Raw genomic sequence first — 15,168 nt, forward strand, 5'->3', positions numbered from 1 at the left:
CTCCCACCCCGCGGCGCGGAGGCCGCCACGCCGGTGAGCCGCCTCTGCGTCCTCGGCAATGCAGGACTTGACCTGCGCCTGCCCGTGCCGCGCCTGCCCCGTCCGGGCGAGACGCTGGTCGGCGGCGCGGCCAGCCGGGCGCCCGGGGGCAAGGGGCTGAACCAGGCGGTGGCGGCCGCCCGCTGCGGCCTCGGCCCCGTGCGCTTTTGCGCGCCCCTGGGCACGGATGCGGAGGGCCGGGAGGTCGCGGCGCGCCTCGCGGCGGAGCCCCTGGACGCGACGTTCCACCACCCCGGCCCGCCCACCGACCTGTCGGTGCTGCTGGTCTCGCCCGATGGCGAGAACGCCATCGTCACCGCCGGGGCCTGCGCCGATGCGCTGGGGGCGGCGCCGGCCGCGGCCTTTGCGGCGGAGGCCGGCGCCGGCGGCTGGGTGCTGCTGCAGGGGAACCTCTCGCTGGACGCCACCGCCGCCGCCCTCGCCGCGGCGCGGGCGGCCGGCGCGCGATGCCTGCTCAACCTCGCGCCGCTGCGCTGGCCGGCCATGGCGCTGCTGCCGGGCCTCGACCTCGCCGTCGCGAATGCCGTGGAGGCGCGCGACCTGACCGGGCTGGAGGCGGAGGCGGCGGCGCTGGCGCTGCACCGGGCCGGCGCGGCCGTGGCGGTCGTCACGCTCGGCGCCGCCGGGCTGGCCATGGCCACCGGGGCGGGCGTGCGCCGCCTGCCGGCCGCGCCGGCCCGGGTGCGCGACACCACAGGGGCGGGCGATGCCTTCTGCGGCGTGCTGGCGGCGATGCTGGCCGCCGGCGCGGCGCCGGAGCCGGCCCTGGCCGCGGCGCAGCGCGCCGGCGCCCGGACGGTGGAGCGGGAGGGCGCCTTCGACGCCCTGCCGGACGGGCCCACCCTGCGCGCCCTGGCGGCAGCATGACCCCGGCGCTCCCGCCCCCGACCCTGTGGCTGGAGGACGTCACCATCGCCCTCGGCCCGCCAGGCCGGCGCGTGCCGGTGGTGGAGGGGGTTTCGCTGCGCCTCGATCCCGGGCGCATCCTCTGCGTGGTGGGGGAGAGCGGCTCGGGCAAGAGCGTCACCGCCATGGCGCTGATGCGGCTGCTGCCGCCGGGCATCACCGCCGTCACCGCGACGGCCCTGCGCTTCGCGGGCACGGACCTGCTCGCCCTGGACGAGCGCGGCATGAACCGCCTGCGCGGCGACCGCATGGCGATGATCTTCCAGGAGCCGATGACGTCGCTGAACCCGGTCTTCACCATCGGCGACCAGATCGGCGAATCCCTGCGCGTGCATCGCGGCCTGTCCGCCGCCGCGGCCCGCGCCCGTGCGCTGGAGGCGCTGCGCGCGGTTGGCGTGCCCGCGGCGGAAAGGCGGCTGGACGCCTACCCGCACGAGCTGTCGGGCGGGCTGCGCCAGCGCGCGATGATCGCCATGGCGCTCGCCACCGAGCCGGCGCTGATCATCGCGGACGAGCCCACCACCGCGCTGGACGTGACGGTGCAGGCGGGCATCCTCGCCCTGCTCGCCGAGCTGCGCGACCGCACCGGCACCGCCATCCTGCTGATCACCCACGACCTGGGCGTGGTGGCCGAGGTCGCCGACGCCGTCTGCGTCATGTATGCCGGGCAGGTGGTGGAGCGCGCGCCCGCGGCCACGCTGTTCCAAGCGGCGCAGCACCCCTACACCCTGGCGCTGCTGGCCGCCCGCCCCTCCCTCTCCGACACGGTGGAGCGGCTGGAGCCCATCCCCGGCCGCATGCCCGCCCCCGGGACCGCCCCGCCCGGCTGCCGCTTCGCGCCGCGCTGTCCCTTCGCGGCGGAGATCTGCGCCGAGCCGCCGCCGATGCGCGCCTTCGGGCCGGAGCACGACGCCGCCTGCTGGCGCGCGCCCGTGGACACCCTGGCGGAGGCGCCGGCATGACGCCGCTGCTGCGGGCCGAGGGGCTGCGCAAGAGCTTCGCCCTGGCCGGCGGACGGCGCCTGCTGGCGGTCGACGGCGTGGACCTGACCCTGGAGCGCGGCGAGACCCTGGCCGTGGTGGGGGAGAGCGGCTGCGGCAAGTCCACCCTGGGCCGGCTGCTGCTGCGGCTGGAGGAGGCGGATGCCGGGCGCATCGCCCTCGACGGCGCCGATCTGCGGGCCCTGCGCGGGGGCGCTCTGCGGGCGGCGCGACGGCGCCTCCAGGTGGTGTTCCAGGACCCCTATGCCTCGCTCGATCCGCGCCAGCGGGTGCGGGACGTGCTCTGCCGCCCCATGCGCCTGCACGGGCTGGCCGATGCGCGGGAGGCGCCGCGCCGCGCCGCCGCCCTGCTGGAGCGCGTCGGCCTGGCGCCCACGGCGCTGGACCGGCTGCCGCACGAGTTCTCCGGCGGGCAGCGGCAGCGCATCGCCATCGCCCGCGCCCTCTCGGTGCAGCCGGAGGCGATCGTCTGCGACGAGCCCGTCTCCGCCCTCGACGTCTCCGTGCAGGCGCAGGTGGTGAACCTGCTGCAGGGGCTGCAGCGCGAGACGGGCGTGGCGTTGCTGTTCATCTCGCACGACCTTGCGGTGGTGCGTCACCTCGCCCACCGGGTGGCGGTGATGTATGCCGGGCGGGTGGTCGAGACGGGGCCGGCGGCGCGCCTCTTCGACCATCCGTCGCACCCCTATACCCGCGCCCTGCTCGCCGCCGCGCCGCGGGCGGAGACGGGGGCCCGGCGCCATGCCCCGATCGCCGGCGAGCCGCCCGATCCCACCGCGCCGCCGCCCGGCTGCCGCTTCGCCTCGCGCTGCCCCGAGGTACGCGACGTCTGCCGCGCGGGCGAGCACCCGCCGTTGCGGCCGTTGGGTGGGGGCCACGCCTCCGCCTGCCTCTTCGCCGAGATGCTGCCGGAGCCCGCGCCGCGCCCCCCCGAGGCGGCGGAGCGGGGGCCGCTCGCCGCCCGGGTCGCCGCCTACCGCCGGGCCCGCGACCGGGCCGGGGCGGCCGCCTGATGCGGCCCGCGGCCAAGCGTCCGTGGGGGATCCCCCGGCCTATCCCCCGGCCTATCCCCCTGGGCGCCGTCGCGCGGCGGCTGCTGGCCCTGCTGCCGGTGCTGTTCGGCCTCTGCCTGCTCTCCTTCACCCTGCTGGCGCTGGTGCCGGGCGATCCGGTGACCGCCATGCTGGGGCTGGAGGCCGATCCGGCCGCCGTCGCCACGCTGCGCGCGAAATACGCGCTGGACGAGCCGCTGCCGGCGCGCTTCCTCGCCTGGTTCGGGGCGGTGCTGACCGGGGACCTCGGCCGCTCGATCCAGACGGGGCGGCCGGTGCTCACCATGGTGGGCACGGCGCTGGTGCCCACCCTCCAGCTCGCCGTGGCGGCGATGACGGTGTCGCTGCTGATCGCCATTCCCGCCGGCATCGTGGCCGCGACGCGCCGCGACCGGCCGGCCGACCTCGCCGCCTCGCTGCTCGCCCTCTGCGGCCTCTCGCTGCCCTCGTTCTGGCTGGGGCTGCTGCTGATCCTGGGGCTGTCGGTGCACCTGCCGCTGCTTCCCTCCTCGGGCTACGTGCCCTTCAGCACCGATCCGCTGGCGGCGCTGCGGCATCTGGTGCTGCCGGCGCTGACCCTCGGCGCGGCCATGGCGGCGGCGACGATGCGCATGACCCGTTCGGCCATGATCGAGGCGCTGTCGGCCGACTACATCCGCACCGCCCGGGCCAAGGGCCTGCCCGCCCGCCGCGTGGTGTGGCGCCACGCGCTGCGCAACGCGCTGCTGCCGGTGGTGACGCTGGTGGGCCTCCAGTTCGGGCAGGTGCTGGGCGGGGTGGTGATCACGGAGAGCGTCTTCTCCTGGCCCGGCATCGGCAAGCTGACGGTGGATGCCATCTTCGCCCGTGACCATCCCGTGGTGCAGGGCGCGATCCTGGTGACCGCGACGCTCTTCGTGCTGATCAACCTCGCCACCGACCTGCTCTACGCCGTGCTCGACCCGCGGCTGCGGCGGCGCGCATGAGCGCCACGGCCACCACGGCCCGTGCGCCACGCCGGCGCCTCGTCTCCGGGCCGCGCGCCGGGCTGGGCCTCGTCCTCGTCGTGGCGGTGCTGCTGCTCGCCCTGCTCGCCCCCTGGATCGCCGGCCATGCGCCGGAGGAGCCGGACTTCCTCGCCACCCTCGCGCCGCCCTCCGCCGCGCATTGGCTGGGCACGGACGATCTCGGCCGCGACGTGCTGGCGCGTATCCTGGCTGGGGCGCGGGTGTCCCTGCTGGTCGGCGTCGCCAGCGTCGGCGCCGCGCTGCTGCTGGGCGTGCCCATCGGGCTGGTGGCAGGCTATGCCGGCGGCTGGGTGGACGCGGTGCTGATGCGCTGCATGGACGTGCTGCTCGCCTTTCCCGGCATCCTGCTGGCGCTGGGCATCACGGCGGCGCTGGGTGCCTCGCTGGTCAACACCGTCATTGCCATCGCCGCGGTGAACCTCCCGGTGCTGGCGCGGGTGGCGCGCGGGCAGGCCATGGCGGTGCGGTCGCTGGACTACGTGGCGGCGGAGCGGGCGCTCGGCTTCGGCGAAGTGACGATCCTGTGGCGCTGCGTGCTGCCCAACACCCTCTCGCCGATCCTGGTGCAGGGCTCGCTGCTGCTCGCCTCCTCCATCATCACGGAATCCTATCTGTCCTTCCTGGGGCTGGGCGTGCAGCCGCCGACCCCGACCTGGGGCAACATGCTGCGCGATGCCGTGGGCTTCCTCGACCAGGCGGTGTGGCTCGCCTGGTTTCCCGGCCTCGCCATCTTCCTCACCGTGCTGGGCTTCAACCTGCTGGGCGACGGCTTGCGCGACCGGCTGGACCCGCGCGGATGACGTCACGCCAACCCCGAACCGCTGGAGTGCCGCTGCCATGACCGGAACCACCCGACGCGCGCTGCTGGGCACCGCCCTCGCCGCACCGGCCGCCCTCGCCCTGCCGCGCGGCGCGGCGGCGCAGGAGAATGGCGGGACGCTGAGCATCGGCGTCGTCTCCGACCCGGTGACCCTGGACCCGGCCTTCGCCGGCTCCTTCTTCGAGAACCAGGTCCTCTACAACCTGCACGAGACGCTGCTGGTCGCCCGCCCGGACGGGCAGGTCTTCCCCGGCCTCGCCACGCACGAGCAGAAGGACCCGCTGACGCATGTGCTGACGCTGCGCGAGGGGCTGACCTTCCACGACGGCACGCCGCTCGACGCGGAGGCGGTGAAGTTCAACATCGACCGCTATACCGACCCGGCGGGGGGCTCCATCCGCCGCTCCGACTTCGGGCCGCTCGCGGGCGTCGCCGTCACCGGCCCGCGCACGGTGGAGATCCGGCTCTCCGCGCCCTATGCGCCGCTGCCGCTGGTGCTGACGAACCGCGCCGGCATGATGGTCTCGCCCAGCGCGGTCCGCTCGCTCGGCGCCGACTTCGCGGCCAGGGCGGTCGGGGCCGGGCCCTGGAAGCTCGCGAGCTGGACCAAGAACAGCGAGCTGGTGCTGGAGCGCTTCCCCGGCTACTGGGCGGGCGACGGCCACCCCTTCGCGCGGCTGGTCTTCCGCCCGCTGCCGGACGAGACGGTGCGCCTCGCCAACCTCCGCTCCGGCACGCTGCAGCTGATCGACGCGATCCCGCCCCAGTCCGTGGCGGCCTTGCAGCGGGAGGCGAACCTGCGCGTGTCGCAGATGCCCTCGCTCGGCTTCAACGCCTTCGCCTTCAACTGCACCCGCGCGCCCTTCAACGATCCGCGCCTGCGCCGGGCCTTCAGCGCGGCGGTGGACCCGGAGGTCATCCACCGCGTCGTCTACTTCAACACCGGCCGCGTCGCCCGCGGGCCGCTCTCCCCCGCCGTGCCCTGGGCCTTCGACGAATCCGCCACCGGCATCGCGCACGACCCGGCCCGCGCCCGCGCCCTGCTGGCCGAGGTGGGCGCCACGCAGCCGGTGCCGGTGACCGTGACGGTGACCAACTCGCCCCAGATGGTGCGCATCGCCCAGGTGCTGCAGGCGGCCGGCAACGTCGCCGGCTTCAAGGTCGAGGTGCGGCAGATCGACCCGACCAGCCTCATCACTGTGCTGCGCCAGCGCGACTTCGACATCTGCATGGCACCGTGGTCCGGCCGCTACGACCCGGACGGCAACATGTACTTCTATTTCACCAAGGGCGGGCCGAACAACTTCGCGGGCTACGAGAGCGATGCGGTGACGGAGCTGCTGCAGCGGGCGCGCGCCACCTCCGCCCAGGCGGAGCGGGCCACCCTGTATCGCCAGGCACAGCGGCAGGTCCAGGAGGACGCGCCGATGCTGTTCCTGCACTTCGACGCCATCCTCCAGGCCTCGGTCGGGCGGCTGCGCTGGACGCAATACCCCGACGCCGTGTTCCGCCTGTTCGACGCCAAGGCCACCTGAGCGGAAGCCCCGCCCGGGGTGATTCCCCCGGGCGGCGATATGCTCTAGGGATCGCGCGGCACGGCGGGCCGGCGGCAGGCTGCTGCCGTCCGAGCCATCGCGCTGCGCCGCCGCATCGGGCAGAACAGGGGGAATGTCATGCGCCTGAAGGACAAGGTCACGCTCGTCACCGGTGCCGCGTCCGGCTTCGGCGAGGGGATCGCCCGCCTCTACGCCGCCGAGGGGGCGAAGGTCGTGGTGGCCGATCTCAACCTCGAGGGGGCGAAGCGCGTGGCGGGCGAGATCGGCGGCACGCCGGTGGGTGGCGACGTCGCCCGCACCGCCGACGTGCAGGCCATGGTGGACACGGCGCTCCAGGCCCATGGCCGGCTCGACGCGGTGGTGAACAATGCCGGCTGGACCTACCGCAACCAGCCGTCGCTGGACGTCAGCGAGGAGGAGTTCGACCGCGTCTTCGCCATCAACGTGAAGTCGCTCTATTTGATGGCCCGCGCCGCCATCCCCGCCATGCGCCGCAACGGCGGGAAGGGCGGGTCCTTCATCACCGTCTCCTCCACCGCCGGGCTGCGGCCTCGCCCCAACCTCACCTGGTACAACGCCACCAAGGGGGCGGCGAACACCATCACCCTGGCGATGGCGCAGGAATTCGCGAAGGACAACATCCGGGTGAACGCCGTCTGCCCGGTGATCGGCGCCACCGGTTTGCTGGAGAGCTTCATGGGCATGCCGGACACCCCGGAGAACCGGCAGCGCTTCCTGGCCACCATCCCGCTCGGCCGCTTCTCCACCCCCGCCGACATCGCCAATGCCTGCCTGTGGCTGGCCGAGGACTCCTCCTCCTTCATCACCGGCGTGCTGCTGCCGGTGGACGGCGGCCGCTGCGCCTGAGTAGGAAGGAGAGGCCATGAACATCCTCTCCATCCAGTCCTGGGTCGCCTACGGACACGTGGGCAACGCCTCCGCCGTCTTCCCGCTGCAGCGGCTGGGGGCGGAGGTCTGGGCGCTGAACACGGTGCAGTTCTCCAACCACACCGGCTACGGCGCCTGGCGCGGCCAGGTCTTTGGCGCGGAGCTGATCCGCGACCTGGTCACGGGGATCGAGGAGCGCGGCGTGCTCGGCAAGGCCGATGCCGTGCTCTCCGGCTACATGGGCGATGCCGCGATCGGCGAGGCCATCCTGGACGCCGCCGCGCGCGTGAAGGCGCTGAACCCGAAGGCGCTCTACTGCTGCGACCCGGTGATCGGCGATGTCGGGCGGGGCATCTTCGTCCGCCCCGGCATCCCGGAATTCATGCGCGACCGCGCCGTCCCAGCCGCCGGCATCGTCACGCCGAACCAGTTCGAGCTGGAATGGCTGACCGGCCGCCCCGTCAACACCCTGGCGGATGCCCGGCGCGCCATCACCGCGCTCCAGGCGAAGGGGCCGCGCATCGTCCTCGTCACCTCGCTGCACGTCGAGGACACGCCGGCGGATTGCATCGAGATGCTGGCGGCGGACGGTCCCGCCTTCTGGCGCGTGCGCACGCCGCTGCTGCCCATCTCCGTCAACGGCGCGGGGGACGCCATCGCGGCGCTGTTCCTGTTCCACTGCCTGCGCTGGCGCGATGTCCGCGTGGCCGTCTCCTCCGCGGCGTCCTCCATCCATGGGCTGCTGGCCCGCACCGCCGAGGCAGGGTCGCGCGAGATCCTGACCGTTGCCGCCCAGGACGAGTTCGTGCGGCCCAGCCAGACCTTCGTCGCCGAGCCCTGCTGAGGCCGGTCCCCGGATGCGGGCGCAACGCCCGGATGGCGCCGTCCGGGCCGGACATGGGAGGTAGCGACATGCGCGATACCCCAGACCTGATCCCGGAAGCCAACCCGGCCGGCACCCGGCCGGTGGAGGAGGAGGCGCTCTGGGCCTCCCTGCAAAGGCGCGAGGCGCGCGGGGACGCCGTCTATGCCGTCACCACCCAGGGCGTGTACTGCCGCTTCGGCTGCCCCTCCCGGCCACCGCTGCGCCGCAACACCCGCTTCTTCGCCGATGGCCCGGCCGCCGAGGCCGCCGGTTTCCGCGCCTGCCGCCGCTGCGACCCCCGCGGCGAGCGGGCGGCGCTGCAGGCCGAGGCGGTGCGGGCCGCCTGTGCCCTGATCGAGCAGTCGGAGACCATCCCCTCCCTGGCCCGCCTGGCGGAGCGGGCGGGCTATGCCCGGCACCACTTCCTGCGGCTGTTCCGGGACATTACCGGCGTTACCCCGCGGTCCTATGCCGAGGGGGTGCGGGCCCGGCGCCTCTCCGCCGCACTGCATGACGGGGCGCGGGTCGCCGATGCCGTGGCGGAGGCAGGCTTCGGCAGCGAAAGCCGGGTCTACGAGCGGCCCGGCCGCGTTCTGGGCATGACGCCCGGCGCCGCCCGTCGCGGCGGGCAGGGCGAGGTGATCCGCACCGCCCTGGCCGAGAGCGCCCTGGGGCCGTTGCTGGTGGGGGCCACGGAGAAGGGCGTCTGCTTCCTGGGCTTCGGCGAGCCGCCGGAGGCGCTGGAGGGCGACCTGCGCGCCCGCTTCCCTCAGGCCAGGATCGAGCCCGCGGAGCAGGCCCTGGCGGAGATCGTCCGGTCCGCCGTGGCGTTCGTGGCGGAGCCGCGGGCAGCGCTGGACCTGCCCCTGGACCTGCGCGGCACCGCCTTCCAGCGCCGGGTCTGGGAGGCGTTGCGGGCCATCCCCCTGGGCGAGACGCGGACCTATGGCGGCCTGGCCGCCTCGCTGGGGGCGCCGGAGGCGGTGCGGGCGGTGGCCCGGGCCTGCGCCCGGAATCCCGTCTCGCTCGCCGTGCCCTGCCACCGGGTGGTCGGCAAGGACGGCGCCCTGACGGGCTATCGCTGGGGCGTGCCGCGCAAGCAGGCGCTTCTGGCGGGCGAGGCGGCGGCCCGGTCCGGGCGCGGGGGCTGAGGCCGGCCCTCCACCCGCGCCGCCGGGGTGGATCCGGCGGCGCCGGACCCGTCAGGCAAGCGCGGCCCGGTGCCGCAGGGGCAGGCCGCCGCTGGTCAGGACGAACTCGGCGATCTCGGCGACGCCCTTGTTCTCCTTCAGGTTGGTGAAGAGGAACGGGCGGCTGCCGCGCATCTTCCGCGCGTCGCGGTCCATCACGCCGAGGTCGGCGCCCACCAGCGGGGCGAGGTCGATCTTGTTGATCACCAGCAGGTCGGAGCGGGTGATGCCCGGCCCACCCTTGCGCGGGATCTTGTCGCCGGCCGAGACGTCGATGACGTAGATGGTCAGGTCCGCCAGCTCGGGCGAGAAGGTCGCGGCCAGGTTGTCGCCGCCGCTCTCGATGAACAGCACCTCCAGCGCGGGGAAGCGCTCCGTCATCTCGTGTACGGCGGCAAGGTTGATCGAGGCATCCTCGCGGATGGCGGTGTGCGGGCAGCCGCCCGTCTCGACGCCGGTGATCCGCTCGGGGGCCAGGGCGCCGCTGCGGGTCAGGAACTCCGCATCCTCGCGGGTGTAGATGTCGTTGGTGATGACGGCGATGTCGTAGTGGTCGCGGAGGTGCTTGCACAGCCGGTCGGTCAGCGCCGTCTTGCCCGAGCCCACGGGCCCGCCGATGCCGACGCGGAAGGGGCCGTGCGCCATCCGATGACCGGAGTGCCCCTCGGGCACGGAGGTCTGAATCGGATGGCCAGGCGAAGCTGCGGTCATGAGCGGAAGAGCCTCGTGTATTGCGTCTCGTGGCGCATGGAGAAGAGGTCCAGCACCGGGGCGGCGGTGCCGATGTCGTCGAGCGCCGCCGCCAGCGCAGCCCCGGTCGCGGCCTGCACATGGGGCAGCAGCGCGGCGGTCGCCACCTGCCCGTCCGTCTGGCCCAGCGGCACGAGGCGCACCCCGGCGGAAACCAGGTTGGCCGCGAAGCCCGCCAGCCAGCCGAAGGCGGCGTCGCGCAGCGCCACGCCCTGCCACGCCGCCGCCGCGCCGAAGGCCACGGGATGGGCGAGGCGGCGCGGGTGGCGGGCCATCAGGGCGGCGAAGCGCGGATTGGGCCAGGCGGCGGCGGTGACGGCCGCGAAGGCGTTGCCCTGGGCGAGGCTCTCCAGCGCCGTCTCGGCCGTGCCGCGCCAGGCCGCCGCCAGCTCCGCCGCCGCGTCCAGCGCGGCGTCGTCCCCGGCGCTCGCCGCGCGCCAGGCGGCGGCGAGGAGCGGGCCGTCCACCGCCCCCGCACCGGCCGTCAGCGCGGTCGCGACGTAGGCGACGAGGCTGTCGCGGTCTCGCACCGCCCCATCCTCCACCGCCGCCTCCAGCCCGTGGCTGTAGCTGAAGGCGCCGATCGGATAGCCGGGGCTGAGCCAGGACAGCAGCCGGTAGAGAGCGGCCGGGTCCGTGGCTGTCCCAGGGGGCTCAGTGATGGTGGTCACCGTCGCCGTGGTGGTGTTCATGGCCGTGGCCATGGTCGTGGCCGCCCGGGCCGTGGGCATGGCCCGCCGCGCGGAAATGCTGGTGGTCGCTGCGGTTGTGCTCGCCATAGGCGCCGCCCTCCGGGTCGAAGGGGGCGGAGACGGGGCGCAGCGTGGCGCCGAGGCCCGTCAGCATGGCGGTGATCACGTGGTCGTCGCGGATCAGGATGCGGTCGGCCGAGAGCTGCGCCGGCAGATGCCGGTTGCCCAGGTGCCAGGCGAGGCGCAGCAAATGGTGCGCGTCGCGCGCGGTGATCTCCACCAGTGGCTCCGGCGCGGCGCGGACGGCGATGACGCCGCCGCCCTCCAGCAGCAGCCCGTCGCCGTCGTGCAGCACCACCGCCTCCGGCAGGTCGAGCAGGAATTCGGTGCCGCCCTCGGCCAGGTAGCGCTTGCGGCGGCGGAAGCGGTCGTCGAAATCCAGCGTCACGGTGTCGCGGGCGGTGCGTGCCACCCACCCCCCGGCAGGGAGGATGGTGGTGGCGCGGCGCAGGCTGGCGTCCCCGGCCATCAGAACAGGAAGTACCGCTGCGCCATCGGCAGGACCTTGGCGGGTTCGCAGATCAGCAGCTCGCCATCGGAGCGCACCTCGTAGGTCTCCGCATCCACCTCGATCCGCGGCAGCGCGCCGTTGTGGACCATGTCCGTCTTGCGGATGCCGCCGCGGGTGTTGCGCACCGGCAGCAGCGGGCGGGTGAGGCCGAGGCGTCCGGCGATCCCCGCATCCAGCGCCGCCTGGGAGGTGAAGGTGACGGCGCTGTGCAGCATCGCCTTGCCGAAGCCGCCGAACATCGGGCGGTAGTGCACCGGCTGCGGCGTGGGGATGGAGGCGTTGGGGTCGCCCATCGGCGCGCAGGCGATGGTGCCGCATTTCAGCACCATCTCCGGCTTCACCCCGAAGAAAGCCGGGCTCCACAGCACCAGATCCGCCAGCTTGCCGACCTCCACGCTGCCGACATGCTCCGCGATGCCCTGGCTGATCGCGGGGTTGATCGTGTACTTCGCGACGTAGCGCCTGACCCGGGCATTGTCGTTGTCGCCCGTCTCGGCCGGCAGGCGGCCGCGCTGCACCTTCATCTTGTGCGCGGTCTGCCAGGTGCGCATGATCACCTCGCCCACCCGCCCCATCGCCTGGCTGTCCGACGACATCATCGAGATGGCGCCGAGGTCGTGCAGGATGTCCTCCGCCGCGATGGTCTCCTTGCGGATGCGGCTCTCGGCGAAGGCCACGTCCTCCGGGATGCGGGGGTCGAGGTGGTGGCACACCATGAGCATGTCGAGATGCTCGTCCAGCGTGTTCACCGTGTAGGGCATCGTCGGGTTCGTGCTGCTGGGCAGGACGTTGGCCTCGCCCACCAGCTTCAGGATGTCCGGCGCGTGGCCGCCGCCCGCGCCCTCCGTGTGGAAGGCCTGGATGGTGCGGCCGGCCATCGCCCTGATCGTGTCCTCGACGAAGCCCGCCTCGTTCAGCGTGTCCGTGTGGATGGCGATCTGCACGTCCAGCGCATCGGCGACCGCGAGGCAGGTGTCGATCGCCTTGGGCGTGGTGCCCCAGTCCTCGTGCAGCTTGAGGCCGGCGGCGCCCGCAACGATCTGCTCTTCCAGCCCCGCCGGCAGGGCGGCGTTGCCCTTGCCGAGGAAGCCGAGGTTCATCGGGAAGCTCTCCGCCGCCTGCATCATGCGCGAGAGGTGGAAGGCGCCCGGCGTCGCCGTCGTCGCCAGCGTGCCGTGCGCGGGGCCGGTGCCGCCGCCGAACATCGTCGTGACGCCGGAGGCCAGCGCCTCCTCGATCTGCTGCGGGCAGATGAAGTGGATGTGCACGTCGATGCCGCCGGCGGTGAGGATCTTGCCCTCCCCCGCGATGATCTCCGTCCCCGGGCCGATGACGATGTCCACGCCTGGCTGGGTGTCGGGGTTGCCGGACTTGCCGATGGCGGCGATGCGGCCGTCGCGCAGCCCGACATCCGCCTTCACGATCCCCCAGTGGTCCAGGATCAGGGCGTTGGTGATCACCGTGTCCATCGCGCCGGCCGCGCGCGTGACCTGGGACTGGCCCATGCCGTCGCGGATGACCTTGCCGCCGCCGAACTTCACCTCCTCGCCGTAGGTCGTGAGGTCCTTCTCCACCTCGATGACCAGCTCGGTATCGGCGAGGCGCAGGCGGTCCCCGGTGGTGGGGCCGTACATGCCGGCATAGGCGCTGCGGGAAATCCTGGCGGGCATGGGATCAGACCTTCCCTTCCGTCTCGCCGCGGAAGCCGTGGATGACGCGGGCGCCGGCGATCGGCACGAGGTTCACGCTGCGGGTCTGCCCCGGCTCGAACCGCACCGCGGTGCCGGCGGCGATGTCGAGGCGCTGGCCCCGCGCCTTGGTCCGGTCGAAGGACAGGGCCGGGTTGGTCTCGGCGAAGTGGAAGTGGCTGCCGACCTGGATGGGGCGGTCGCCGGTGTTGGCGACCTCCAGCGCGGTCACGGGGCGGCCGGGGTTCAGTTCGATCTCGCCGGAGGCGGGGAGGAGTTCGCCGGGGATCATCGGCAGGAATCCTGTCGGGCCATGCGATTCACGCTCCGCTCCTCGCTGCGCTGCGGGGCTCGCGACCGCCTGGCGCTCATCGGATGGGCTCGTGGACGGTGACGAGCTTGGTGCCGTCGGGGAAGGTCGCCTCGACCTGGATCTCGTGGATCATCTCCGGCACCCCCTCCATCACCTGGTCGCGCGTGAGGACGGTGGCGCCGTCGCGCATCAGTTCCGCCACGCTGCGACCGTCCCGCGCGCCCTCCACCACGTAGTCGGTGATCAGGGCGATGGATTCCGGGTGGTTCAGCTTCGCGCCGCGCTCCAGCCGGCGGCGCGCCACCATCGCCGCCATGGCGACGAGCAGCTTGTCCTTCTCGCGGGGGGTCAGGTGCATGGGCGCATGGGTCCGGCCTGTGTCGCGGTGCAGCGGAGGTTAGGGGCGCGGCGCGGGTGCGGTCCAGGGGTGGGGGTCATGGCCAGGCGTGCCGGACGGAGAGGGGGATGCGGGCGCGGCCTGCCGCCGTGCGGTGAAGGGCGCGGAGGGTGGCGAGGAGGGCGCGCAGCGGGCCGCGCTGGCCGTGCGGCGCGGTATCCGGGTCCGGAATGGGGGTGCGGGCGAGGGTTTCGGACAAAAGGGGATCGGGGAGGAGCCAGGGCGGTCCGTTCAGGGCGGAGCGGAGGCCGAGGCGTCGGATCAAGACAAGGAAGGGGAAGCCGAGGAGGCGGGCGGCGCGTCGGCAGGCGCGGCAGATGGCGTGCTCGATGGTGCGGAGGGGGTGGGCGGAGTCGGCCTCGGCAAGGGCGAGGAGGAGGCGCTGCCAGAGGCCGGCATGGGTGAGGCGGCGGAAGTGCCGGGCGACGGTGTCGGGCTTGCCGAAGCGGGGCGGGAGGGCGGCCCAGGGGGCGCGGGAGAGGGCGGCGTGGAAGATGGCGTCCATGCGGGCGCGGAGGTCGGGGACGGGGCGGCCGCGCGGGTCGGCGCGGGCGAGGTGGGGGAGGAGGGCGGCCCAGGCGGCGTCGGAGAGGGGGGACCAGGGGGTGGGAGGGGAGAGGCGGGGGGTGTGGGGGAGGAGGGACATGGGAGGAAGGGTAGCAGAAAGCCGAGTTATAGGCAAGTTTTCCTACGTCTTGTGCTTCGAAAAATCTACAACAAGTCTTTTCTTTATGGTAATGATAGGAAAAAGATGGAGTGTCATCATGATGGCCAAAAAATTTTTGTGGCCCTGCGTATTACTGTCCGCCATAGGCTGTTCTAATGCTCGCGAAGAACCAATGACGGAGCTTCACGTTCCCGGATTATTCACCCGCAGCACGGCAGAAATTGGTGTTATATCTACGGGCGCTTCATATAGAATCGTGACCTTCCGCGTAAATCCATTGGATAGGGGCGACGGCAATAGTCAGCCAGCAGGTTCCTTTTGCGCCGAACCTCCACCGGATGCAGCTGAAGCGGTGGCCTCACGAATCGCCACTTCATTTGAAGCAACTGGAACAGTTAATGCCGCAGCAGGTGAGAGCGGAAATGTACAAGGGGCAGGCTCGTACGAGAGAGCCCTCGCAACTGCCGTCATGGCCATGACTCGCCGATCTCAAGGTTTGCAGTTTGCGCGCGACCAAACAACTTCGGTCTGCCAAGACTATTTGAATGGAAGGATCGGGCGAGAGGAATATTTGAGATTGCGGCGGGAAATTATTGCTGCAAGCGTGCCTCTAATAAAGGCCGAAATCGACAAGCTTCCAAACCTGAATGTTTCCGTGGTTTCAGCGCCCAGTATTGCGCCGAGTGATAATAAGCCGCGGTCTCCCACACAAAACTAGAGGTCGCAACGGATGCTCCGCCATTCG

The 15,168-nt window shown here is 72.9% G+C and carries 17 protein-coding genes; 10 read left to right on the forward strand and 7 right to left on the reverse strand.

Features of this window, described 5'->3' with window-relative positions; translation table 11 throughout:
• Nucleotides 1–33: 33 nt before the first annotated feature.
• The 9 genes from LPC08_RS03980 to ada all read left to right on the forward strand — a co-directional run bounded on the left by LPC08_RS03980 (nt 34) and on the right by ada (nt 9,306).
• Entirely contained in the window at nt 34–927 is an 894-nt protein-coding gene (locus tag LPC08_RS03980) for a PfkB family carbohydrate kinase (RefSeq protein ID WP_230451449.1), read from the forward strand.
• Nucleotides 924–1,928 carry an ABC transporter ATP-binding protein gene (locus LPC08_RS03985; RefSeq protein WP_230451450.1) on the forward strand — a complete coding sequence of 335 codons (1,005 nt, stop codon included), beginning with the start codon at nt 924–926 and terminating at the stop codon, nt 1,926–1,928. Before LPC08_RS03980 ends, LPC08_RS03985 begins: the two co-directional genes overlap by 4 nt.
• Nucleotides 1,925–2,980, forward strand: coding sequence for an oligopeptide/dipeptide ABC transporter ATP-binding protein (locus LPC08_RS03990; RefSeq protein ID WP_230451451.1), 1,056 nt, complete (start codon nt 1,925–1,927; stop codon nt 2,978–2,980). The genes LPC08_RS03985 and LPC08_RS03990 overlap by 4 nt, the downstream gene beginning before the upstream one ends.
• Nucleotides 2,980–3,984 carry an ABC transporter permease gene (locus tag LPC08_RS03995; RefSeq protein WP_230451452.1) on the forward strand — a complete coding sequence of 335 codons (1,005 nt, stop codon included), beginning with the start codon at nt 2,980–2,982 and terminating at the stop codon, nt 3,982–3,984. Before LPC08_RS03990 ends, LPC08_RS03995 begins: the two co-directional genes overlap by 1 nt.
• Nucleotides 3,981–4,826, forward strand: coding sequence for an ABC transporter permease (locus LPC08_RS04000; RefSeq protein WP_230451453.1), 846 nt, complete (start codon nt 3,981–3,983; stop codon nt 4,824–4,826). Before LPC08_RS03995 ends, LPC08_RS04000 begins: the two co-directional genes overlap by 4 nt.
• Nucleotides 4,827–4,863: 37 nt before the next feature.
• A complete protein-coding gene (locus LPC08_RS04005; protein WP_230451454.1) occupies nt 4,864–6,381 on the forward strand; it encodes an ABC transporter substrate-binding protein in 1,518 nt (505 codons plus the stop codon).
• A 138-nt stretch (nt 6,382–6,519) separates the two neighbouring features.
• A complete protein-coding gene (locus tag LPC08_RS04010) occupies nt 6,520–7,269 on the forward strand; it encodes a glucose 1-dehydrogenase (protein WP_230451455.1) in 750 nt (249 codons plus the stop codon).
• Between the two features lie 16 nt (nt 7,270–7,285).
• Entirely contained in the window at nt 7,286–8,134 is an 849-nt protein-coding gene (gene pdxY, locus LPC08_RS04015; RefSeq protein ID WP_230451456.1) for a pyridoxal kinase PdxY, read from the forward strand.
• Nucleotides 8,135–8,202: 68 nt separating this feature from the next.
• Nucleotides 8,203–9,306, forward strand: coding sequence for a bifunctional DNA-binding transcriptional regulator/O6-methylguanine-DNA methyltransferase Ada (gene ada, locus LPC08_RS26155; RefSeq protein ID WP_304622059.1), 1,104 nt, complete (start codon nt 8,203–8,205; stop codon nt 9,304–9,306).
• Between the two features lie 51 nt (nt 9,307–9,357).
• Here ada and ureG read toward each other — a convergent pair whose 3' ends face one another.
• From ureG to LPC08_RS04060, 7 genes are all read right to left on the reverse strand, one after another.
• Entirely contained in the window at nt 9,358–9,990 is a 633-nt protein-coding gene (gene ureG, locus LPC08_RS04030; protein WP_230451457.1) for an urease accessory protein UreG, read from the reverse strand.
• A 62-nt stretch (nt 9,991–10,052) separates the two neighbouring features.
• Nucleotides 10,053–10,787, reverse strand: coding sequence for an urease accessory protein UreF (locus LPC08_RS04035; protein WP_230451458.1), 735 nt, complete (start codon nt 10,785–10,787; stop codon nt 10,053–10,055).
• Entirely contained in the window at nt 10,750–11,316 is a 567-nt protein-coding gene (locus LPC08_RS04040) for an urease accessory protein UreE (protein ID WP_230451459.1), read from the reverse strand. The genes LPC08_RS04035 and LPC08_RS04040 overlap by 38 nt, the downstream gene beginning before the upstream one ends.
• Nucleotides 11,316–13,028, reverse strand: a complete 1,713-nt coding sequence (gene ureC / locus LPC08_RS04045; protein ID WP_230451460.1) for an urease subunit alpha — start codon at nt 13,026–13,028, stop codon at nt 11,316–11,318. Before ureC ends, LPC08_RS04040 begins: the two co-directional genes overlap by 1 nt.
• A gap of 4 nt (nt 13,029–13,032) precedes the next feature.
• On the reverse strand, nt 13,033–13,338 hold the full coding sequence (locus tag LPC08_RS04050) for an urease subunit beta (protein WP_230451461.1): 306 nt from the start codon (nt 13,336–13,338) through the stop codon (nt 13,033–13,035).
• Between the two features lie 76 nt (nt 13,339–13,414).
• Nucleotides 13,415–13,717, reverse strand: coding sequence for an urease subunit gamma (locus LPC08_RS04055; RefSeq protein WP_230451462.1), 303 nt, complete (start codon nt 13,715–13,717; stop codon nt 13,415–13,417).
• Nucleotides 13,718–13,793: 76 nt separating this feature from the next.
• A complete protein-coding gene (locus tag LPC08_RS04060; RefSeq protein ID WP_230451463.1) occupies nt 13,794–14,402 on the reverse strand; it encodes a transposase in 609 nt (202 codons plus the stop codon).
• Here LPC08_RS04060 and LPC08_RS04065 point away from each other — a divergent pair.
• The gene (locus tag LPC08_RS04065) at nt 14,401–15,141 is read left to right on the forward strand and encodes a hypothetical protein (RefSeq protein WP_230451464.1); all 741 of its coding nucleotides are present in this window, start codon (nt 14,401–14,403) and stop codon (nt 15,139–15,141) included. The two genes, LPC08_RS04060 and LPC08_RS04065, sit on opposite strands and share 2 nt — an antisense overlap.
• Nucleotides 15,142–15,168 lie beyond the last annotated feature (27 nt).

The organism is Roseomonas sp. OT10 (assembly GCF_020991085.1).
GTDB classification, from domain to species: domain Bacteria; phylum Pseudomonadota; class Alphaproteobacteria; order Acetobacterales; family Acetobacteraceae; genus Roseomonas; species Roseomonas cutis.

What these genes read in the sequence shown, in the direction of transcription:
- LPC08_RS04010 (WP_230451455.1), top strand. Translation starts at nt 6,520, where the DNA reads ATGCGCCTGAAGGACAAGGTCACGCTCGTCACCGGTGCCGCGTCCGGC.
- LPC08_RS04000 (WP_230451453.1), top strand. Translation starts at nt 3,981, where the DNA reads ATGAGCGCCACGGCCACCACGGCCCGTGCGCCACGCCGGCGCCTCGTC.
- LPC08_RS04065 (WP_230451464.1), top strand. Translation starts at nt 14,401, where the DNA reads ATGGGAGGAAGGGTAGCAGAAAGCCGAGTTATAGGCAAGTTTTCCTAC.
- LPC08_RS04050 (WP_230451461.1), bottom strand. Translation starts at nt 13,338, where the DNA reads ATGATCCCCGGCGAACTCCTCCCCGCCTCCGGCGAGATCGAACTGAAC.
- LPC08_RS03995 (WP_230451452.1), top strand. Translation starts at nt 2,980, where the DNA reads ATGCGGCCCGCGGCCAAGCGTCCGTGGGGGATCCCCCGGCCTATCCCC.
- ureC (WP_230451460.1), bottom strand. Translation starts at nt 13,028, where the DNA reads ATGCCCGCCAGGATTTCCCGCAGCGCCTATGCCGGCATGTACGGCCCC.
- ada (WP_304622059.1), top strand. Translation starts at nt 8,203, where the DNA reads ATGCGCGATACCCCAGACCTGATCCCGGAAGCCAACCCGGCCGGCACC.
- pdxY (WP_230451456.1), top strand. Translation starts at nt 7,286, where the DNA reads ATGAACATCCTCTCCATCCAGTCCTGGGTCGCCTACGGACACGTGGGC.
- ureG (WP_230451457.1), bottom strand. Translation starts at nt 9,990, where the DNA reads ATGGCGCACGGCCCCTTCCGCGTCGGCATCGGCGGGCCCGTGGGCTCG.
- LPC08_RS03985 (WP_230451450.1), top strand. Translation starts at nt 924, where the DNA reads ATGACCCCGGCGCTCCCGCCCCCGACCCTGTGGCTGGAGGACGTCACC.
- LPC08_RS04035 (WP_230451458.1), bottom strand. Translation starts at nt 10,787, where the DNA reads ATGAACACCACCACGGCGACGGTGACCACCATCACTGAGCCCCCTGGG.
- LPC08_RS04005 (WP_230451454.1), top strand. Translation starts at nt 4,864, where the DNA reads ATGACCGGAACCACCCGACGCGCGCTGCTGGGCACCGCCCTCGCCGCA.
- LPC08_RS04060 (WP_230451463.1), bottom strand. Translation starts at nt 14,402, where the DNA reads ATGTCCCTCCTCCCCCACACCCCCCGCCTCTCCCCTCCCACCCCCTGG.
- LPC08_RS04040 (WP_230451459.1), bottom strand. Translation starts at nt 11,316, where the DNA reads ATGGCCGGGGACGCCAGCCTGCGCCGCGCCACCACCATCCTCCCTGCC.
- LPC08_RS03990 (WP_230451451.1), top strand. Translation starts at nt 1,925, where the DNA reads ATGACGCCGCTGCTGCGGGCCGAGGGGCTGCGCAAGAGCTTCGCCCTG.
- LPC08_RS04055 (WP_230451462.1), bottom strand. Translation starts at nt 13,717, where the DNA reads ATGCACCTGACCCCCCGCGAGAAGGACAAGCTGCTCGTCGCCATGGCG.